At 72.1% G+C, this 16,355-nt stretch carries 12 protein-coding genes; 6 read left to right on the top strand and 6 right to left on the bottom strand.

Features of this window, described 5'->3' with window-relative positions; translation table 11 throughout:
* Positions 1-19 precede the first annotated feature (19 nt).
* From sucB to B5M43_RS00825, 3 genes are all read right to left on the bottom strand, one after another.
* Positions 20-1,780 carry a 2-oxoglutarate dehydrogenase, E2 component, dihydrolipoamide succinyltransferase gene (gene sucB / locus B5M43_RS00835; RefSeq protein ID WP_230667480.1) on the bottom strand — a complete coding sequence of 587 codons (1,761 nt, stop codon included), beginning with the start codon at positions 1,778-1,780 and terminating at the stop codon, positions 20-22.
* A gap of 112 nt (positions 1,781-1,892) precedes the next feature.
* Positions 1,893-3,266, bottom strand: a complete 1,374-nt coding sequence (gene lpdA, locus B5M43_RS00830; RefSeq protein ID WP_134746606.1) for a dihydrolipoyl dehydrogenase — start codon at positions 3,264-3,266, stop codon at positions 1,893-1,895.
* Positions 3,263-4,756, bottom strand: a complete 1,494-nt coding sequence (locus tag B5M43_RS00825; RefSeq protein ID WP_134746608.1) for a leucyl aminopeptidase — start codon at positions 4,754-4,756, stop codon at positions 3,263-3,265. The genes lpdA and B5M43_RS00825 overlap by 4 nt, the downstream gene beginning before the upstream one ends.
* Before the next feature lie 112 nt (positions 4,757-4,868).
* Here B5M43_RS00825 and B5M43_RS00820 point away from each other — a divergent pair, with 112 nt between their 5' ends.
* The 3 genes from B5M43_RS00820 (at position 4,869) to B5M43_RS00810 (ending at position 8,095) form a co-directional block, all read left to right on the top strand.
* Positions 4,869-5,807 carry a proteasome assembly chaperone family protein gene (locus B5M43_RS00820; RefSeq protein WP_134746610.1) on the top strand — a complete coding sequence of 313 codons (939 nt, stop codon included), beginning with the start codon at positions 4,869-4,871 and terminating at the stop codon, positions 5,805-5,807.
* 219 nt (positions 5,808-6,026) lie between these two features.
* Positions 6,027-7,403 carry an RNA polymerase sigma factor gene (locus B5M43_RS00815; RefSeq protein WP_134746612.1) on the top strand — a complete coding sequence of 459 codons (1,377 nt, stop codon included), beginning with the start codon at positions 6,027-6,029 and terminating at the stop codon, positions 7,401-7,403.
* Positions 7,400-8,095, top strand: a complete 696-nt coding sequence (locus B5M43_RS00810) for a coenzyme F420-0:L-glutamate ligase (protein ID WP_134746614.1) — start codon at positions 7,400-7,402, stop codon at positions 8,093-8,095. Before B5M43_RS00815 ends, B5M43_RS00810 begins: the two co-directional genes overlap by 4 nt.
* A 152-nt stretch (positions 8,096-8,247) precedes the next feature.
* Here B5M43_RS00810 and B5M43_RS00805 read toward each other — a convergent pair whose 3' ends face one another.
* Positions 8,248-9,270 (bottom strand): sugar-transfer associated ATP-grasp domain-containing protein, encoded by a 1,023-nt coding sequence (locus B5M43_RS00805; protein ID WP_055989256.1) that lies wholly within the window; start codon positions 9,268-9,270, stop codon positions 8,248-8,250.
* A 44-nt stretch (positions 9,271-9,314) separates the two neighbouring features.
* On the opposite strand from B5M43_RS00805, the gene B5M43_RS00800 reads away from it, so the two are divergent.
* Both B5M43_RS00800 and B5M43_RS00795 read left to right on the top strand, forming a co-directional pair.
* On the top strand, positions 9,315-10,058 hold the full coding sequence (locus B5M43_RS00800; protein ID WP_230667478.1) for an alanine racemase: 744 nt from the start codon (positions 9,315-9,317) through the stop codon (positions 10,056-10,058).
* A complete protein-coding gene (locus B5M43_RS00795; protein WP_134746616.1) occupies positions 10,058-11,089 on the top strand; it encodes an alanine racemase in 1,032 nt (343 codons plus the stop codon). The genes B5M43_RS00800 and B5M43_RS00795 overlap by 1 nt, the downstream gene beginning before the upstream one ends.
* Positions 11,090-11,158: 69 nt before the next feature.
* On the opposite strand, the gene B5M43_RS00790 is transcribed toward B5M43_RS00795, so the two are convergent.
* Complete coding sequence (locus B5M43_RS00790; protein ID WP_055989247.1) at positions 11,159-11,371, bottom strand: hypothetical protein; 213 nt, start codon at positions 11,369-11,371, stop codon at positions 11,159-11,161.
* A gap of 208 nt (positions 11,372-11,579) precedes the next feature.
* Between B5M43_RS00790 and B5M43_RS00785 the strand changes: the two genes are divergently transcribed.
* A complete protein-coding gene (locus tag B5M43_RS00785; protein WP_134746617.1) occupies positions 11,580-13,658 on the top strand; it encodes a type IIA DNA topoisomerase subunit B in 2,079 nt (692 codons plus the stop codon).
* Positions 13,659-13,818: 160 nt separating this feature from the next.
* Here B5M43_RS00785 and B5M43_RS00780 read toward each other — a convergent pair whose 3' ends face one another.
* A complete protein-coding gene (locus tag B5M43_RS00780; RefSeq protein WP_230667476.1) occupies positions 13,819-16,284 on the bottom strand; it encodes a DNA topoisomerase (ATP-hydrolyzing) subunit A in 2,466 nt (821 codons plus the stop codon).
* Between the last annotated feature and the right edge of the window lie 71 nt (positions 16,285-16,355).

Below are 16,355 nucleotides of genomic sequence, written 5' to 3'. Positions count from 1 at the left end.
CCCCTCGGGGACGTCTGCGTCAGATGCCGAGATCGGCGGCGAAGGCCGCCTCCTCCAGGCGCGCCTTGACGGCCGACAGGTAACGGGCCGCGTCGGCGCCGTCGATCGTGCGGTGGTCGTACGACAGCGCGAGGTAGACGTACGAGCGGATGCCGATCGCCTCGACGCCGTCGACCTTCACGACGCCGGGGCGCTTGAAGACGATGCCCGTGCCGAGGATGGCCGACTGGGGCAGGAACACGACCGGCGTGTCGAACAGCGCGCCGCGCGAGCCCGTGTTCGTCAGCGTGAACGTGCCGCCCGCGAGGTCGTCCGGCTTCAGCTTGCTGTTGCGCGTGCGCTCAGCGAGGTCGGCGATGCCGGCCGCGATCTCGGCGAGGTTCTTCGACGCCGCGTCGCGCAGGACCGGCGTGTACAGGCCCTTCTCGGTGTCGACCGCGATCGAGAGGTTCTCGGTCGGCGGGTAGACGATGTTCTCGCCGTCGAGCGTCGAGTTGATGATCGGGTACGCCTGCAGCGCCTCCGCGGCGGCCAGGGCGAAGAACGGCAGGAACGACAGCTTGGCGCCGGTCTTGGCCTGGAAGTCGCCCTTCACCTGGTCGCGGAACGCGGCCAGCTTCGTGACGTCCACCTCGACCACGGTGGTCAGCTGGGCGGTCGAGGTCATCGACTCGACCGCACGCGACGCGAGCACCTTGCGCAGGCGCGTCATCGGCTGCGTGGTGCCGCGCAGTTCCGACACGGGGAGCTTGGTGGCGGCGGGCGCGCCGGCGGCGGGCGCCGCACCGGCCGCGGCGGCCTTGAGCACGTCCTCCTTGCGGATGCGACCGCCGACGCCGGTGCCGCTGACCGTCGCGAGGTCGACGCCGTTCTGCGCGGCCAGGCGGCGCACGAGCGGCGTGACGTAGACCTTGTCGTCGCCCTCGGCGGGCGGGGTGAACGTCGGCGCCGCGGGCTCGGCCTTCGGAGCCTCGGCGCTGGGGGCCGGGGCCGCGACGGGCTCGGTCGGCGCCGCGGGCTGGGCGGGCGCCGGGGCCGCCTGGGCGGGCGCCTCCTGAGCGGGGGCCTCCTGAGCCGGGGCCTCCTGAGCGGGGGCCGGCTGCTCGGCCGGAGCCGCGGGCGCGGCGGCGGGGGCCGGGGCGGCGGCGGGCGCGCCGCTGCCGACGCGGGCCAGCACGGAGCCGACCTCGACCGTCTCGTCCTCCTGGACCAGGATCTCCTGGATGACGCCGGCGACCGGCGACGGGATCTCGGTGTCGACCTTGTCGGTCGAGATCTCCAGCAGCGCCTCGTCGACGGCGATCTCGTCGCCGACCTTCTTCAGCCAGCGCGTGACGGTGCCCTCGGTGACGCTCTCGCCGAGCTCCGGGAGCACGATGTCGGTGGCGTCGCCGGCGGGGGCCGCGGGCGCGGCCTCGGCGGCGGGGGCCGGAGCGGGCTCGGCCGCGGGCGCGGCCTGCTCGGCGGCGGGCGCCTCGGCCGGCGCGGCCTCGGCGGCCGGGGCCTCCTGCGCCGGCGCGTCGCCGGCGGGCGCGGCACCCGAGCCGTCGCCGATCTTGGCCAGGACGGCGCCGACCTCGACGGTCTCGTCTTCCTGAACGAGGATCTCCTCGATCACGCCGGCGACGGGGGACGGGATCTCGGTGTCGACCTTGTCGGTCGAGATCTCCAGCAGGGCCTCGTCGACGGCGATCGTGTCGCCGACCTTCTTCAGCCAGCGGGTGACCGTTCCCTCGGTGACGCTCTCGCCGAGCTCGGGGAGGACCACGGAAGTACTCATGTCGGAGTCTCCTTCAGGATTTCGATGACGTGAACAGCTTAGTGAGTCGGTGTGGCGATCTGGTCGCCGCGGGCGGGCGCGGCGACCAGATCGCGGCGGGCGGCGGGGCCGCTCAGATGGTGTGGAGCGGCTTTCCGGCGAGCGCCAGGAACGCCTCGCCCAGCGCCTCGCTCTGCGTCGGATGGGCGTGGATCAGCGGGGCGATGTCCTCGGGGTGGGCCTCCCACGCGACGGCGAGCTGGCCCTCGGTGATCAGCTCGCCCACGCGGTCGCCGATCAGGTGGACGCCCAGCACGGGGCCGTCGACGCGGCGCACGACCTTGACGAGGCCGCCCGTGCCGATGATCTCGCTCTTGCCGTTGCCCGCGAGGTTGTACTCGTACGAGGTCACGCCGGCCGCGCCGTGCGCGTCCACGGCCTGCGCCTCGGTGAGGCCGACGGAGGCGACCTCGGGGTGCGAGTACGTCACCTTGGGGATCTGCGTCTCCGGCACGGGCACGGGATCCAGGCCCGCGATCGCCTCGGCCACGAAGACGCCCTGCTGGAAGCCGCGGTGCGCCAGCTGCAGGCCCGGCACGATGTCGCCGACGGCCCAGACGCCCTCCGCGCCCGTGCGCAGGCGCTCGTCCACCACGACGAAGCCGCGGTCCAGCGCGACGCCGGCCTCCTCGAGGCCCAGACCGGCGGTCGCCGGCCCGCGCCCCACGGCCACGAGCAGGTAGTCGGCCTCCAGAGCCGTCCCGTCCTCGAGCGTCACCGTTACGGACGACGCGTCCTGCGTCGCGGACGCGAACCGCACCCCGAGCCGCGCCTGGATGCCGCGCTTGCGGTAGGCGCGCTCGAGGCCCTTGCTGAGGGCCACGTCCTCGTTCGGCACGAGGTGCTCGAGCGCCTCGACGATCGTCACCTCGGCGCCGAACGAGCGCCACACGCTCGCGAACTCCACGCCGATCACGCCGCCGCCCAGGATCACGACGCGCGACGGCACCTCGTCGAGGGCGAGCGCGGTCTCGCTGGTCAGGATCCGGCCGCCGGGCTCCAGGCCGGGGAGCGTGCGGCTGTAGGAGCCGGTCGCGAGCACGATGTCCGCGGCCGTGTAGACGTCCTCGCCGACGCGGACGGCGCGGCCGGGCTCGAGCCGGCCCTCGCCGGCCACGACCGTGATGCCGCGACGGGAGACCAGGCCCTCGAGCCCCTTGAACTTCTTCGCGACGATGCCCTCGCGGTAGGCGCGCAGGCCCGCGGCGTCGACGCCGCCCAGCGAGGCGGTGATGCCGTACGCCGAGGCCTCGCGCACCGAGTCGGCGATCTCCGCGGCATGCAGGAGCGCCTTGGTGGGGATGCAGCCGCGGTGCAGGCAGGTGCCGCCGAGACGGTCCTTCTCGATCAGCGCGACGCGCTTGCCGAGCTCCGCGGCGCGCAGGGCCGCGGCGTATCCGCCGCTGCCGCCGCCCAGGACGACGACGTCGAACTCGTGCGCCATCACTGGACCTCCCCGCCGGCCGCGACGAAGTCGATCAGCGCGCGCACCGTGGCGCCCGTGGGGCCCTTGTCCGTGAACCCGTAGGCGGCGGTCGAGCTCATCGCGGACCCCGCGATGTCCAGGTGCACCCACGGGATGCGCGGGGCGTCGTCGCCCTCGCCGGTGCGGCCGATGAAGCGCTGCAGGAACAGGCCGGCGAACAGCGAGCCGCCGTTGCGGTTGCCCATGTCGGCGTTGCGCATGTCGGCGATGCGCGAGTCGAGCTGCTCGGCGATGTGCTCCGGCAGAGGGAGGGGCCAGGCGAGCTCGCCCGTGCGGTCGGCAGAGCGCAGGAACGCGTCGACCGCGTCGCCGTGGCCCATCACGCCGGTGTGGCGCGTGCCCAGCGCCACCAGGATGGCCCCGGTCAGGGTCGCGACGTCGACGATCACGTCGGGATGCTCGCGGCTCGCCGCGACCAGGCCGTCGGCGAGCACCAGCCGGCCCTCGGCGTCGGTGTTCGTGACCTCGACCGTGGTCCCGTCGAGCATGGTGAGGACGTCGCCGGGGCGCGTCGCACGACCGGACGGCATGTTGTCGGCGATGCACATCCACGCCGTGACGCGCACGGGCAGGCGCAGCTGCGCGGCCGCCCGGATGACCGCCAGCACCTCGGCGGCGCCGGTCATGTCCTCGTTCATGCCGACCATCGATGCCGCCGGCTTCAGCGAGAGGCCTCCGGTGTCGAACGTGATGCCCTTGCCGACGAGCGCGATGTGGCGCTCGGCGTCCTCGGGGGCCCACTCGAGGCGCACCAGGCGGGGCGGCCGCTCCGAGCCCTGGCCGACGCCCAGGATGCCGCCGAAGCCGCCCTCGGCCAGCGCCTGCTCGTCGTAGACCGTGACGTCGACGCCCAGCCCCTCGACCGCCGTGACGGCGGCCTCGGCGAGCTGTGCGGGGCTCTGCCGGTCCGCGGGCGTCGAGACGAGGTCCTTCACGAGCGCGACGGCCTCGGCGCCGGCGCGCACGGCCGCGAGCGCGGCGTCGTCCACGGGGCCGGGCACGTGGATCAGGAAGGAGGAAGCGCGGCGCCTGCGCGCGGACTTCTCGGCGCTCTCGCTCTTGTACCCCTCGAACCGGTACGCGCCGAGCGCGGCGCCCTCGGCCGCGGCGCGCCACGCGCCGTCGACGTCGGCGAGCACCGACACCGCGACGGTGTCGAAGCCCGTGAGCTGCCGTGCCCCGGCGCCGACGGCCTCGCGCACGGCGTTCGCGTCCGGCTCGGCGCCCAGCCCGACCACCGCGAGCGGGCGCGGCGACACGTCGGGCGCGTAGACCCGCGCGAACGCGTTCTTCGCGCCGGTGAACCCGATCGCCTCGAGCGCCGTGCGCAGCCCCGGGAAGCCCGCGGCGGGCTCGTCGCCCTCACCGAACGAGGGGATCGCCAGGATCGCGGCCTCGGCGCCGCCAGCGGGGAACGGATCGGTGGTCAGCGCGAGAGCGGGAATCGGCATGTCGTCCATCCTAGGTACGCGCCGTCCGCGCGGGCGGAGCGGGCTCGCGCGCGCCGCGTACGCGCTCAGCGGAACCGGACCCGGGGTCCGTCGCGGCTCGTAGCATGGATGCATGCCCTCGACTGGTGATATCTACGAGCGGGTCGCGAACGCCCCAGTGGTGCCGGACGGCCTGCCGCTGGTCATCCTGATGACCGGCTTCACGGACGCCGGGGGAGCGGTCGCAGGGCTGATCGACTTCGCCCGCGACGAGCTGGATCCACGGCCCGTCGTCGTGTTCTCGAACGACACCCTGCTGGACTACCGCGCGCGTCGTCCCATCGTCACCTTCGAGCAGGACCACCTGAGCGACTACCGGCCGCCGCGGCTGGAGCTCTCGCTGGTGCACGACGCGCTGGGGCAGCCGTTCCTGCTGCTGTCCGGGTACGAGCCGGACTTCGCGTGGGACGCGTTCGCGGAGGCCGCGCTGGACTTCGCCGACCTGTTCTCGGTCCGCTCCATGACCTGGGTCCATGCGATCGCGATGCCTGTCCCGCACACGCGCACGCTGGGCGTCACCGTGAGCGGCAACCGCGCCGACCTGATCGAGGCGCACTCCATCTGGCACCCGCGCACGCAGGTGCCCGCCACGGTGGGCCACCTGCTCGAGTACCGGTTCGTCGAGGCGGGCTTCGACACGGCGGGCTTCGTCCTGCTCGTGCCGCACTACCTCGCCGAGACCGACTACCCCGCCAGCACGATCGCCGCGCTCGACAAGGTCATGGCGGCGACCGGGCTCGTGTTCACGATGGACGACCTGTACGCCGAGAACCGCGAGTACCTGGGCAAGGTCGAGGAGCAGATCGCCGGGAACGACGAGCTGGGCCGCATGGTCCAGGGGCTCGAGGAGCGCTATGACGCCTACGCCGCGGGCCTCTCGGGCGGCGGGGTGCCGACCGGAGTCGGCGGCTTCCGCGAGGGCGAGCTCCCGAGCGCCGACGAGCTCGCGGCCGAGCTGGAGCGCTACCTGGCGACCCGCCAGACGGGCGACGAGGACAAGCGCGGCAGCTGACGCGCCGGCCGCGCGCGGGGAATACCGGAAGACGTGACGTCGTTCTCATCCGGTGACGCACCACGCGTCGTCCGGCGCGCCGCTCGACCTATGAGACAATGGATGTCCGACCCGTTGTCGAGGGGGCGCGTGAGACGGCGCCGGACTTGACAAGGGTCTTACTAGTGCCCGAACACACCCGGGGGCGCGGCGCGCGGCGCCGCCGGTGAAAGGCGAAACGTGACTACTGCCACGAAGACTCCGCGGAGCACCGCGAAGAACAACGACACCGCCGAGGTGGACGAGGCCGCAGAGGCCGCCGCCCCGAAGAGCGCGGCCGCGAAGAAGCCCGCCGCGAAGACGTCGGCGCGCAAGACCGCCGCCGCGAAGGCGGAGGGCGAGGCCGCCGAGAAGCCCGCCCGCAAGGCGCCGGCGCGCAAGACCGCCGCGAAGGCCGCTCCCAAGAAGGCCGCCGCCAAGAAGAAGTCGGACGAGCCCGAGGACGACGAGGCCGTCGAGATCGAGGACGTCGCGATCGACGACGTCGCCGACGTCGAGGCCGGTAAGGACGAGTCCGCCGAGACCTCCGACGACGACGACGCGCCCAAGAAGGTGGTGACCGAGCCGCTGCCCACGGGTGCGATCGTCATCACGTCGAGCGACGAGGACGAGGTCCCCGTCTACTCGACGCAGATCACCGGCGCGACCGCCGACCCGGTCAAGGACTACCTGAAGCAGATCGGCAAGGTCCCGCTGCTGAACGCGGCGGAGGAGGTCGACCTCGCCATGCGCATCGAGGCGGGCCTGTTCGCCGAGGAGAAGCTCTCCAAGATGTCGGCGGCCGAGAAGTCGAGCCAGCTGGGCCTGGACCTGCAGTGGGTGGCCCGCGACGGCCAGCGCGCCAAGTCGCACCTGCTGGGCGCGAACCTCCGTCTGGTCGTCTCGCTCGCCAAGCGCTACACGGGCCGCGGCATGCAGTTCCTGGACCTGATCCAGGAGGGCAACCTCGGTCTGATCCGCGCGGTCGAGAAGTTCGACTACACCAAGGGCTTCAAGTTCTCGACGTACGCCACCTGGTGGATCCGGCAGGCGATCACGCGCGCCATGGCCGACCAGGCGCGCACGATCCGCATCCCGGTGCACATGGTCGAGGTCATCAACAAGCTCGCCCGCGTGCAGCGCCAGATGCTGCAGGACCTGGGTCGCGAGCCCACACCCGAGGAGCTCTCGAAGGAGCTCGACATGACCCCCGAGAAGGTCATCGAGGTGCAGAAGTACGGCCGCGAGCCGATCTCGCTGCACACGCCCCTGGGTGAGGACGGCGACAGCGAGTTCGGCGACCTGATCGAGGACACCGAGGCGGTCGTGCCGGCCGACGCGGTGGGCTTCACGATGCTGCAGCGCCAGCTCGAGAGCCTGCTCGACTCGCTGTCGGAGCGCGAGGCGGGCGTCATCCGCATGCGCTTCGGCCTCGGCGACGGCCAGCCGAAGACGCTGGACCAGATCGGCGACACGTTCGGCGTGACGCGCGAGCGCATCCGCCAGATCGAGTCGAAGACCATGGCGAAGCTGCGTCACCCCAGCCGCTCGCAGTCGCTCCGGGACTACCTCGAGTGAGCGCCGCGAACGAGGGCAAGGCCCTCGAGGTCGAGATCGACGGCGACCGCGTGCAGCGAATCCCGCTGCGCACGCGCGTGGTCATGCCCGAGGACGACCTCGACGAGATCATCACCACCTACGCCAAGGACGCGGTGCAGCCGGGCGACCTGCTGTTCGTGACGGAGAAGATCGTGGCGATCACGCAGGGGCGCTCGTACCTGCTGACGGATATCAAGGTCCGTCCGCTCGCACGGTTCCTCTCGCGGTACGTCGTCAAGACGCCTTACGGGATCGGCCTCGGCATGCCCGAGACGATGGAGATGGCGCTGCGGGAGTGCGGCACCCCGCGCATCCTGTTCGCGGCCGCCGTCGCGGCGGTGACCAAGGCGCTGGGCCGCAAGGGCGACTTCTACCGCATCGCCGGCGACAGGGCGCGCGCGATCGACGGACCCACGAGCGGCACCATCCCGCCGTACAACCAGGCCGTCGTGCTCGGGCCGGAGCGGCCGCGCGAGGTCGCGGCGCACCTCAAGGCGCTGCTGGGCGGCGACCTGGACGTCGCGGTGGTCGACATCAACGACATCGGCGGGAACATCCTGGGGTCGACCCTGGACAAGGCCGGCGAGAAGCGCCTCGTGCGCATCCTCGGCGACAACCCGCTGGGTCAGGGCCACCAGTCCACGCCGCTCGGCATCGTCCGGCCCGCCTGACCCGCCTGACACGAACAAGGCCCCTCCTCGCGGAGGGGCCTTGTTCGTATGGGAGTGGGCCGTTTCGTCTCCGCTGCGCTCCGCTCAACGACCGGTCGTTGAGCGGAGGCGACGAAGGAGCCGGAGTCGAAACGGGCCGAATCCTGCCCGCGTCAAAACCCGATGGCCTTGCGGTAGCGGGGCTTGTGACCGGTGCGGATGCCCGTGACGCTGGGCTTGTTCTCGTACACGCCGGCGCCCCAGTTGCCCTCGACGAGGACCGGGCCGTCGGGGGAGACCACGACGTCCCAGCCCACGTACTGCACCTCGGGCACCACGCGGGCGACCTGGTCGATGAACGCGCGCACCTCGTCCATCATCGGCAGGCGGAAATCGGCGATCGGGAAGCCCGTGTCGGGGTGCTTCTCGTGCACGTGGCCGTGCGAGTCGTAGCCGTGCCCGAACGCCCGGCCGTCGTCGTGCAGCATCGTGTAGAAGCCGCCGTACGACATCTGGTCGCTCACGGCGCCTCGACCGAACTTCTGCGCGATCGCGAGGATGTGCACATCCGTGCCGTCGAAGAACGCCGTCACGCGCGTCGTGTTCACGGTGCCGGGGCACACGGCCGCGAGGTCGGCGTGCTGCTCGATGACCTGCTCCAGGAGCACCTCGTCGCGCTCGATGAGACCGCGGTGGAACGCGTCCCAGTCGGACACGTCCGCCGCGTGATAGCGGCGCACGCCCAGGCCCATGTGGCTGACCGGCACCTTCGCGATGATCGTGCCGTGCTTCTGAGCGAACTCGCGCACGGCGTCGGCGCCGCCGGGCTCGACGATCATCCAGTCGCGCTTGAGGAAATCGGCGAAGACCTTGTTGAACTCGATCTTGTTCTCGAACAGCACCCGCTTGTCGCGGCGTGCGAAGCGTGCCGCGAGCTGCATCGAGACCGGGTGCGTCATGTAGGTCGCGCGCTCCTGCTTCGTGAGCATCGCGAAGTCGTAGTCGACGTAGTCCTGGAACGCGACGTCGTGTCGCGCGGCGGACCAGAGCATGTCGGCGAACACCTTCGGCGTCCAGGTGCCGTGCTGCTCGTGCACCTCCTTGGCGCGCTCCGCGACCGACTTGAGGTCGATGCGGCGGGCGCGCTCCGCGAGGTAGCGGAACTTGCCGGCGAGGCCGAGGCGGTTGTCAGTCATGCACACTCCGAAGGGGGTCGACGGGACCTGGTTAGTCTAGATGGGTGACCTGGCCGAACCCCCGGCGCCCCCTGTCGCAGGACGTGGCGCACCCGGATGCAGCGGCCGCCCCGTCGCCCCTCCGCAGCGCTCCGCTCGCGCGCGTCTCCCGCGCCGCTCTGCGGGCCAACGCGGCTCGGATGCGCGCCGCCGGCGGCGATCCCGTCGCGGATCTGCGGCGCGACGCGTGGGGCCACGGCGTCGAGACGGTCGGGCGCGCCGTCTGCGAGGCGGGCATCGTCTCGGTCGCCGTCGACGCGCGCGACATCCCGGTCGTCGAGGCCCTCGGCCTGCGCGCCGTGGACGTCGAGCCGGACCCGTCAGACGTGCTGTACGGCCTCCCGGGCACGGGCGGGGAGCCGGCGCTCGAGCTCGTCACGCCGGTCCTCTCGACCAAGCCGCTCCTCGCAGGGGAGGCCGTGTCGTACGGCTACACCCACCGCGCCACGGCGGACACCACGATCGCGCTGATTGCGGGCGGCTACGCCGAGGGCGTCGTGCGCGCGCTGGGCAACCGGGTCGGCGTGGAGCTCCGCGGGCGTCTCTGCCCGATCGTCGGCCGCGTGGCCATGGACGTGTGCGTGATCGACGTGGGCGACCTGGATGTGGCACCCGGGGACGAGGCCGTGTATTTCGGGTCGGGAGCGGTGGCCGACGCCCTGTCGGCCTGGGCGGGCGCGACCGGGCTGACCCCGGCCGAGCTCGTGTGCGCGGTGGGGCTGCATGTCGAGCGCGAGGCGGTGTCCTGATGGAAGCCGAGCTGCGGATCTCCCGGTCGCGCCTCGCGGCGAACATCGCGGCCGTGCGCGCCCGGATCGCTCCCGCCGAGCTGCTCATGGTCGTCAAGGACGACGCGTACGCGCACGGCGTCGACGCGGTCGCGGCCGTCGCCGTGGAGGAGGGGGTGCGCTGGCTGGGCGCGATCGACCCGCGCAGCGCGCTGCGCGCGAAGGCGGTGGCAGGGGACCGGGCCCGCGTGTTCTGCTGGCTCACGCTGGGCGCCGACGAGGCGGCCGCGACGCTCGAGGCGGGCATCGAGCTCGGGGTGGGCGACGCGGGATACCTCGAGCGGATCGCGCGCGTCGCGCGGACCACCGCAGTCGTGCACCTCAAGATCGACACGGGCCTGCACCGCAACGGCGTCCGCCGCGAGGACTGGCCCGCGTTCACGGCGCGCGCCGCCGAGCTCGAGCGGGCCGGGCGCATCCGCGTGGCGGGCATCTGGAGCCACATCGCCGAGGCGAGCGACGAGGAGGACGACGTCGCCCGCGCCCTGTTCGACGCCGCGGTCGACACGGCCCGCGCCGCGGGCCTGGATCCCGAGGTCCGTCATCTCGCCGCGAGCGCGGCCGGCTGGGCGCGGCCCGAGTTCCGCTACGACCTCGTGCGCCTGGGCGCGTTCTGCTACGGCATCCGATCGGCCGACGGCCCCGAGATCCCGGGCATCGCGCCGGCCGCCACCCTGGTGGCGCGGGTCACCGCGGTGCGGGGCGGCGATGTCGAGATCGGCGTCGGCTCGCTCGACGGCCTGCCCTCGAGCCTGGGCGGCAGGGTCGACGTCGGCACGCCCGCCGGGCCGCGCGCGCTGATCTCGGTGGGGCTGACGACCAGCCGCGTGGCGGGCTGGCCGGACGCCGTGCCCGGCGACGACGTCGCGGTCTTCGGGCCGGGCGGCGCGGGGGAGTCGTCGCCCACCACGCTCGCCGAGGCGATCGGCACGGTGGGCGAGGAGCCGGTGCTGCGGGTCTCCCCGCTCATCCCCCGGGTCGTCACGCCCTGACCGCCGACGAAACGGACGAGCCCGCCGCCCTGAGGGCGACGGGCTCGTGAAGCCTGTGGGCTGTCGGGATCAGTCCGCCTCGGCGAGACGCGCGGTCTCGTCGTGCCACGAGGTCGCGACGGCGCGGAGCTTCTCCTCGTACTTGCGGCCGTGGTGCGCGCAGAACAGCAGCTCGCTGCCGTTGACCTCGGCGGCGATGTACGCCTGAGCGCCGCACGAGTCGCAACGGTCCATGGCCGTGAGGCGGTAGACAGCGGGGGCTTCGGGTGCGGTCGTCGTCATGTCTGCCTCCTCATTCGTTTGATCCATCCACGTGTGGCGGGATTCGTCACATACAACCACGGGATCCTGACATTCCTGCCCGCGTCGCGGCATGTTTCGCTCACCGCGTACGCGAGCGCCGATGGCCGGGCATGACGGTGTCTCCGAGGCGCCATGGAAGGGAGTGTCACCCCGGCGTTCCGGGCCCGCGCGGATAGCATCGAAGATTGTGACCGCCGAGTACTCCGCCCATCATCTCCAGGTGCTGGAAGGCCTCGAGGCCGTCCGCAAGCGTCCGGGCATGTACATCGGCTCGAACGGCTCGCCGGGCCTCATGCACTGCCTGTGGGAGATCATCGACAACGCCGTCGACGAGGCCGTCGCCGGCAACGGATCGCGCATTGACGTCATCCTGCACGCAGACGGCAGCGTGGAGGTGCGCGACCGGGGGCGTGGCGTCCCCGTCGACGTCGAGCCCCGCACCGGCCTGTCCGGCGTGGAGGTCGTGTACACCAAGCTGCACGCGGGCGGGAAGTTCGGCGGCGGCTCGTACGCGGCATCCGGTGGCCTGCACGGCGTCGGCGCCTCGGTCGTCAACGCGCTCTCGGAGCGCCTCGACGTCGAGGTCGACCGGGGTGGCAAGACGTGGGCCATGTCGTTCCATCGCGGCGAGCCCGGCGTGTTCGCCGACAAGGGCGAGCCCCGCCCGGATGCACCGTTCACGCCGTTCGAGGAGCGCAGCGAGCTGCGTGTGGTCGGCAAGGTCGCCAAGGGCGTCACGGGCACGCGCGTGCGCTACTGGGCCGACCGGCAGATCTTCACGAAGGACGCCGCGTTCCAGCTCGATGAGCTCGTGACGCGCGCCCGCCAGACGGCGTTCCTGGTGCCGGGTCTCGAGATCGTCATCCGCGACGAGCGTGGCGAGGAGCCCAGCGAGACGGCCTACCGGTTCGACGGCGGCATCTCGGAGTTCGTGGACTTCCTCGCCACCGACGCCCCCGTCACCGACACGTGGCGTCTGACCGGGTCCGGCACGTTCACCGAGACCGTGCCGATGCTCCAGCCCAACGGCCACATGGTCTCGACCGAGGTCGAGCGCGAGTGCCAGGTCGACATCGCCCTGCGGTGGGGCACCGGCTACGACACGACCATCCGGTCGTTCGTGAACATCATCTCCACGCCCAAGGGCGGCACGCACCAGCAGGGCTTCGAGCAGGAGCTGCTGAAGCAGCTGCGCGATCAGGTCGCCGCCAACGCCCGGCGCCTCAAGGTCGGCAACGACAAGCTCGAGAAGGACGATGTGCTCGCGGGCCTGAGCGCCGTCCTCACCGTCACGGTGCCCGAGCCGCAGTTCGAGGGTCAGACCAAGGAGGTGCTCGGCACGCCCGCGGTCCGCTCGATCGTCGCGAAGGTCGTGCGCGAGGAGCTCAAGGCCCGCTTCGCGTCGTCCAAGCGCGACGACAAGAACCAGACGTCGATGCTGCTCGACAAGGTGGTCGCCGAGATGAAGGCGCGCGTCTCGGCGCGCGCCCACAAGGAGACGCAGCGCCGCAAGAACGCGCTCGAGAGCTCGTCGCTGCCGACCAAGCTCGTCGACTGCCGCACGCAGGACGTCGCGCAGTCCGAGCTGTTCATCGTCGAGGGCGACTCGGCCCTCGGCACCGCGAAGCTGGCGCGCAACAGCGAGTACCAGGCGCTGCTGCCCATCCGCGGCAAGATCCTGAACGTGCAGAAGGCGTCGATCAGCGACATGCTCTCGAACGCCGAGTGCGCGTCGATCATCCAGGTCGTGGGCGCCGGCTCCGGCCGCACGTTCGACCTCGAGTCGGCGCGCTACGGCAAGGTCATCATGATGAGCGACGCCGACGTCGACGGCGCGCACATCCGGACCCTCCTGCTCACGCTCTTCTATCGCTACATGCGCCCGCTCGTGGAGGCCGGCCGCGTGTTCTCGGCGGTGCCCCCGCTGCATCGCATCATCGTGATCAACCCCGGCTCGAAGCCCAACGAGACGATCTACACGTACAGCGAGGCCGAGCTGCACCGCCTGCTGGACAAGCTGCGCAAGGCCGGCAAGCGCTGGCAGGAGCCCATCCAGCGCTACAAGGGCCTGGGTGAGATGGATGCCGACCAGCTGGCCGAGACCACCATGATGCGCGACGGCCGCCTGCTGCGCCGCGTGCGCCTTGAGGACGCCGAGGCCGCCGGACGCGTGTTCGAGATGCTCATGGGCAACGAGGTCGCGCCGCGTCGCGAGTTCATCATCGAGTCCGCCGACCGCCTGTCGCGCGAGGCCATCGACGCCTGAGCGGATGCGCGATCGCGCTCAGTCGTCGGATCCGTCGCTCACTCGCAGGAGACGTGGGGCTGGTGTGACGCACGATGAGTCATGACGCAGCACCCGTCCCAGGGATCCGACCACTGAGCCGCTGATCCGGCGAGTGAGCCGCATCCATGCCGCTGCCGGATCAGACCAGCGTGCGGCCGATCGAGCCGACGACGGCCTCGAGCGGCTGGCCGGACGCGTCGCGGCGCGACAGCGACTCGGGCAGCTTCCGCACGGCGCCGGACGTGTCGACGGCGCGCGCCGGATCCGGTCCGACCCACGCCAGCGTCAGCCGGTCCTCGCCCTTCAGGAACGCGTGCGCGCGCACGCCGCCCGTGGCGCGTCCCTTGGCCGGGAACTCCGAGAAGTCGGTGATCTTCGCGCGGCCCGCGTCCATGCCCGGGAGGGCCTCGGACGCGCCCGACACCGTGACGACGACGGTCTCGTCGCCCGCCGCGGCGCCGAAGAACACGACCTCCGCCTTCGCCGCGAGCTTGATGCCCGCCATGCCGCCCGCGGGGGCGCCCTGGGGTCGCACCGAGGACGCCGCGAACCTCAGCAGCTGGGCGTCCGATGTGACGAACACGAGCTCGTCGTCGTCGCCGGCCTTCGCCGCGCCGACGACCGAGTCGCCGGGCTTGAGGCCGATGATCTCGAGCTCGGGCTTGGCCGGGAGGGCGGACGGCACGATGCGCTTGACGACGCCCTGCGCGGTGCCGAGCGCGACCGGCGTGTCGTCGCCGAGCGCGATCAGGGTCACGATGCGCTCGTTCCGGTCCGTCAGCCCGATGTAGTCGTGGAGCCTGGCGCCGACGCCCAGCTGCACGGAGTTGGCGGGGACCGACGGCAGATCGACGGGGGAGAAGCGCACCAGGCGCCCCTTCGACGTGACGGCCCCGACCTCGCCCCGGATGGTCGCGGGCACCGTGACCAGGATCGCGTCGTGCTTGCTCCGACGCGCGGGAGCCGACAGCACCTGACCCTCGGCCACCTCCACGCGCACCGCGCGCCCCGTGGTGGACAGCGCGATCAGCGTCGGGCCGTCGGCGATCTGCAGGTCGGGAGCGGCCTTGCCGGCGCCGCGCCGCGCCGCGGGCGCGGCGGGCCTGCCGTTCATGAGCAGCGTGCGGCGGGGCGTGGCGTGCTTGTCGGCGGTCGCCTCCAGCTCGCGCGCGACCTGCGCCCGCAGGAGCGCCTCGCTGCCGAGCAGCTCCTCCAGCTGGGCGATCTCGGCCAGCAGCGCGTCGCGCTCCTGCTCGAGCTCGATACGCGAGAACTTCGTCAGGCGGCGCAGCCGCAGCTCGAGGATGTACTCGGCCTGCACCTCGTCCAGGTCGAACACCGTGCACAGCCGCGTGCGGGCCTGCTCGGACGTGTCGGACGAGCGGATGACCTGGATGACCTCGTCGATGTCGAGGATCGCGATCAGGAGGCCCGAGACCAGGTGCAGCCGCTCGCGGCGCCGTGCGAGACGGAACCGGCTGCGCCGGGTCACGACCTGCAGGCGGTGGTCGATGTAGACGCGCAGCAGGTCCTTCAGGCCCAGCGTGCGCGGCTGGCCGTCGACCAGCGCCACGTTGTTGATGTTGAAGGAGTCCTCGAGCGGCGTGAGTCGGTACAGCAGCTCGAGCACAGCCTGCGGATCGAAGCCGGTCTTGACGCCGATCACGAGCTTCAGGCCGTTGTTGCGGTCCGTGAGGTCGGTGACGTCGCTGATGCCCTGCAGCTTCTTGGACTGCACGGCGTCCTTGAGCTTCTCGATCACGCGCTCGGGGCCGACCATGTAGGGCAGCTCCGTGACGACGATGCCGGTCTTGCGCGGCGCGATCTGCTCGATCGAGACCTTGCCGCGCAGCTTGAACGCGCCGCGGCCCGTCTCGTACGCGTCGCGGACCCCGTCGAGGCCCACGAGGATGCCGCCCGAGGGGAAGTCGGGTCCCGGCACGAACTCCATGAGCTCCTCGGTCGTGGCCTCCGGGTGCTCGAGCAGGTGGGTGGCGGCCGCGACGACCTCGCTGAGGTTGTGCGGGGCCATGTTGGTGGCCATGCCGACCGCGATGCCGCTCGCGCCGTTGACGAGCAGGTTGGGGTACGCGGCGGGCAGCACGGACGGCTGCTGGAACTGGCCGTCGTAGTTCGGCACGAAGTCCACGACGTCCTCGTCGAGGTCCTCCGTCAGCGACAGGGCCGGCGACGCGAGCCGGGCCTCCGTGTAGCGCGCCGCGGCCGGGCCGTCGTCGAGGGAGCCGAAGTTGCCGTGGCCGTCGACCAGCGGGACCCGCAGCGCGAAGTCCTGCGCGAGGCGCACGAGCGCGTCGTAGATCGCGGTGTCGCCGTGGGGGTGGAGCTTTCCCATCACCTCGCCGACGACGCGCGCGCTCTTGACGTGGCCGCGGTCGGGGCGGAGCCCCATCTCGGCCATCTGGTACAGGATGCGCCGCTGCACCGGCTTGAGGCCGTCCCGGGCGTCGGGCAGGGCGCGCGAGTAGATGACCGAGTAGGCGTACTCGAGGTACGACCCCTGCATCTCCGCCTCGAGGTCGATGTCCTCGATGCGCTCCTCGACCGGGACGGCCGAGCTCGGGGATGCGGAGGACTTGCGGGCCATACTGCTCTCTCGACTGCTCTCTCGACGGAAGGCGGGGACTTCGGGTCCGGCGGCCCGTGTCCCTCACCAGG

Origin of the sequence: Microbacterium sp. MEC084, from assembly GCF_004514465.2 — a bacterium.
Taxonomy (GTDB): Bacteria; Actinomycetota; Actinomycetes; order Actinomycetales; family Microbacteriaceae; genus Microbacterium.
This window is presented reverse-complemented; position numbering and strand designations above follow the sequence as displayed.

Bases quoted from the DNA above. Each gene is read 5' to 3' on its own strand.
- sucB (WP_230667480.1), bottom strand. From the start codon at position 1,780: ATGAGTACTTCCGTGGTCCTCCCCGAGCTCGGCGAGAGCGTCACCGAG.
- B5M43_RS00825 (WP_134746608.1), bottom strand. From the start codon at position 4,756: ATGCCGATTCCCGCTCTCGCGCTGACCACCGATCCGTTCCCCGCTGGC.
- B5M43_RS00820 (WP_134746610.1), top strand. From the start codon at position 4,869: ATGCCCTCGACTGGTGATATCTACGAGCGGGTCGCGAACGCCCCAGTG.
- B5M43_RS00805 (WP_055989256.1), bottom strand. From the start codon at position 9,270: ATGACTGACAACCGCCTCGGCCTCGCCGGCAAGTTCCGCTACCTCGCG.
- B5M43_RS00795 (WP_134746616.1), top strand. From the start codon at position 10,058: ATGGAAGCCGAGCTGCGGATCTCCCGGTCGCGCCTCGCGGCGAACATC.
- B5M43_RS00790 (WP_055989247.1), bottom strand. From the start codon at position 11,371: ATGACGACGACCGCACCCGAAGCCCCCGCTGTCTACCGCCTCACGGCC.
- B5M43_RS00780 (WP_230667476.1), bottom strand. From the start codon at position 16,284: ATGGCCCGCAAGTCCTCCGCATCCCCGAGCTCGGCCGTCCCGGTCGAG.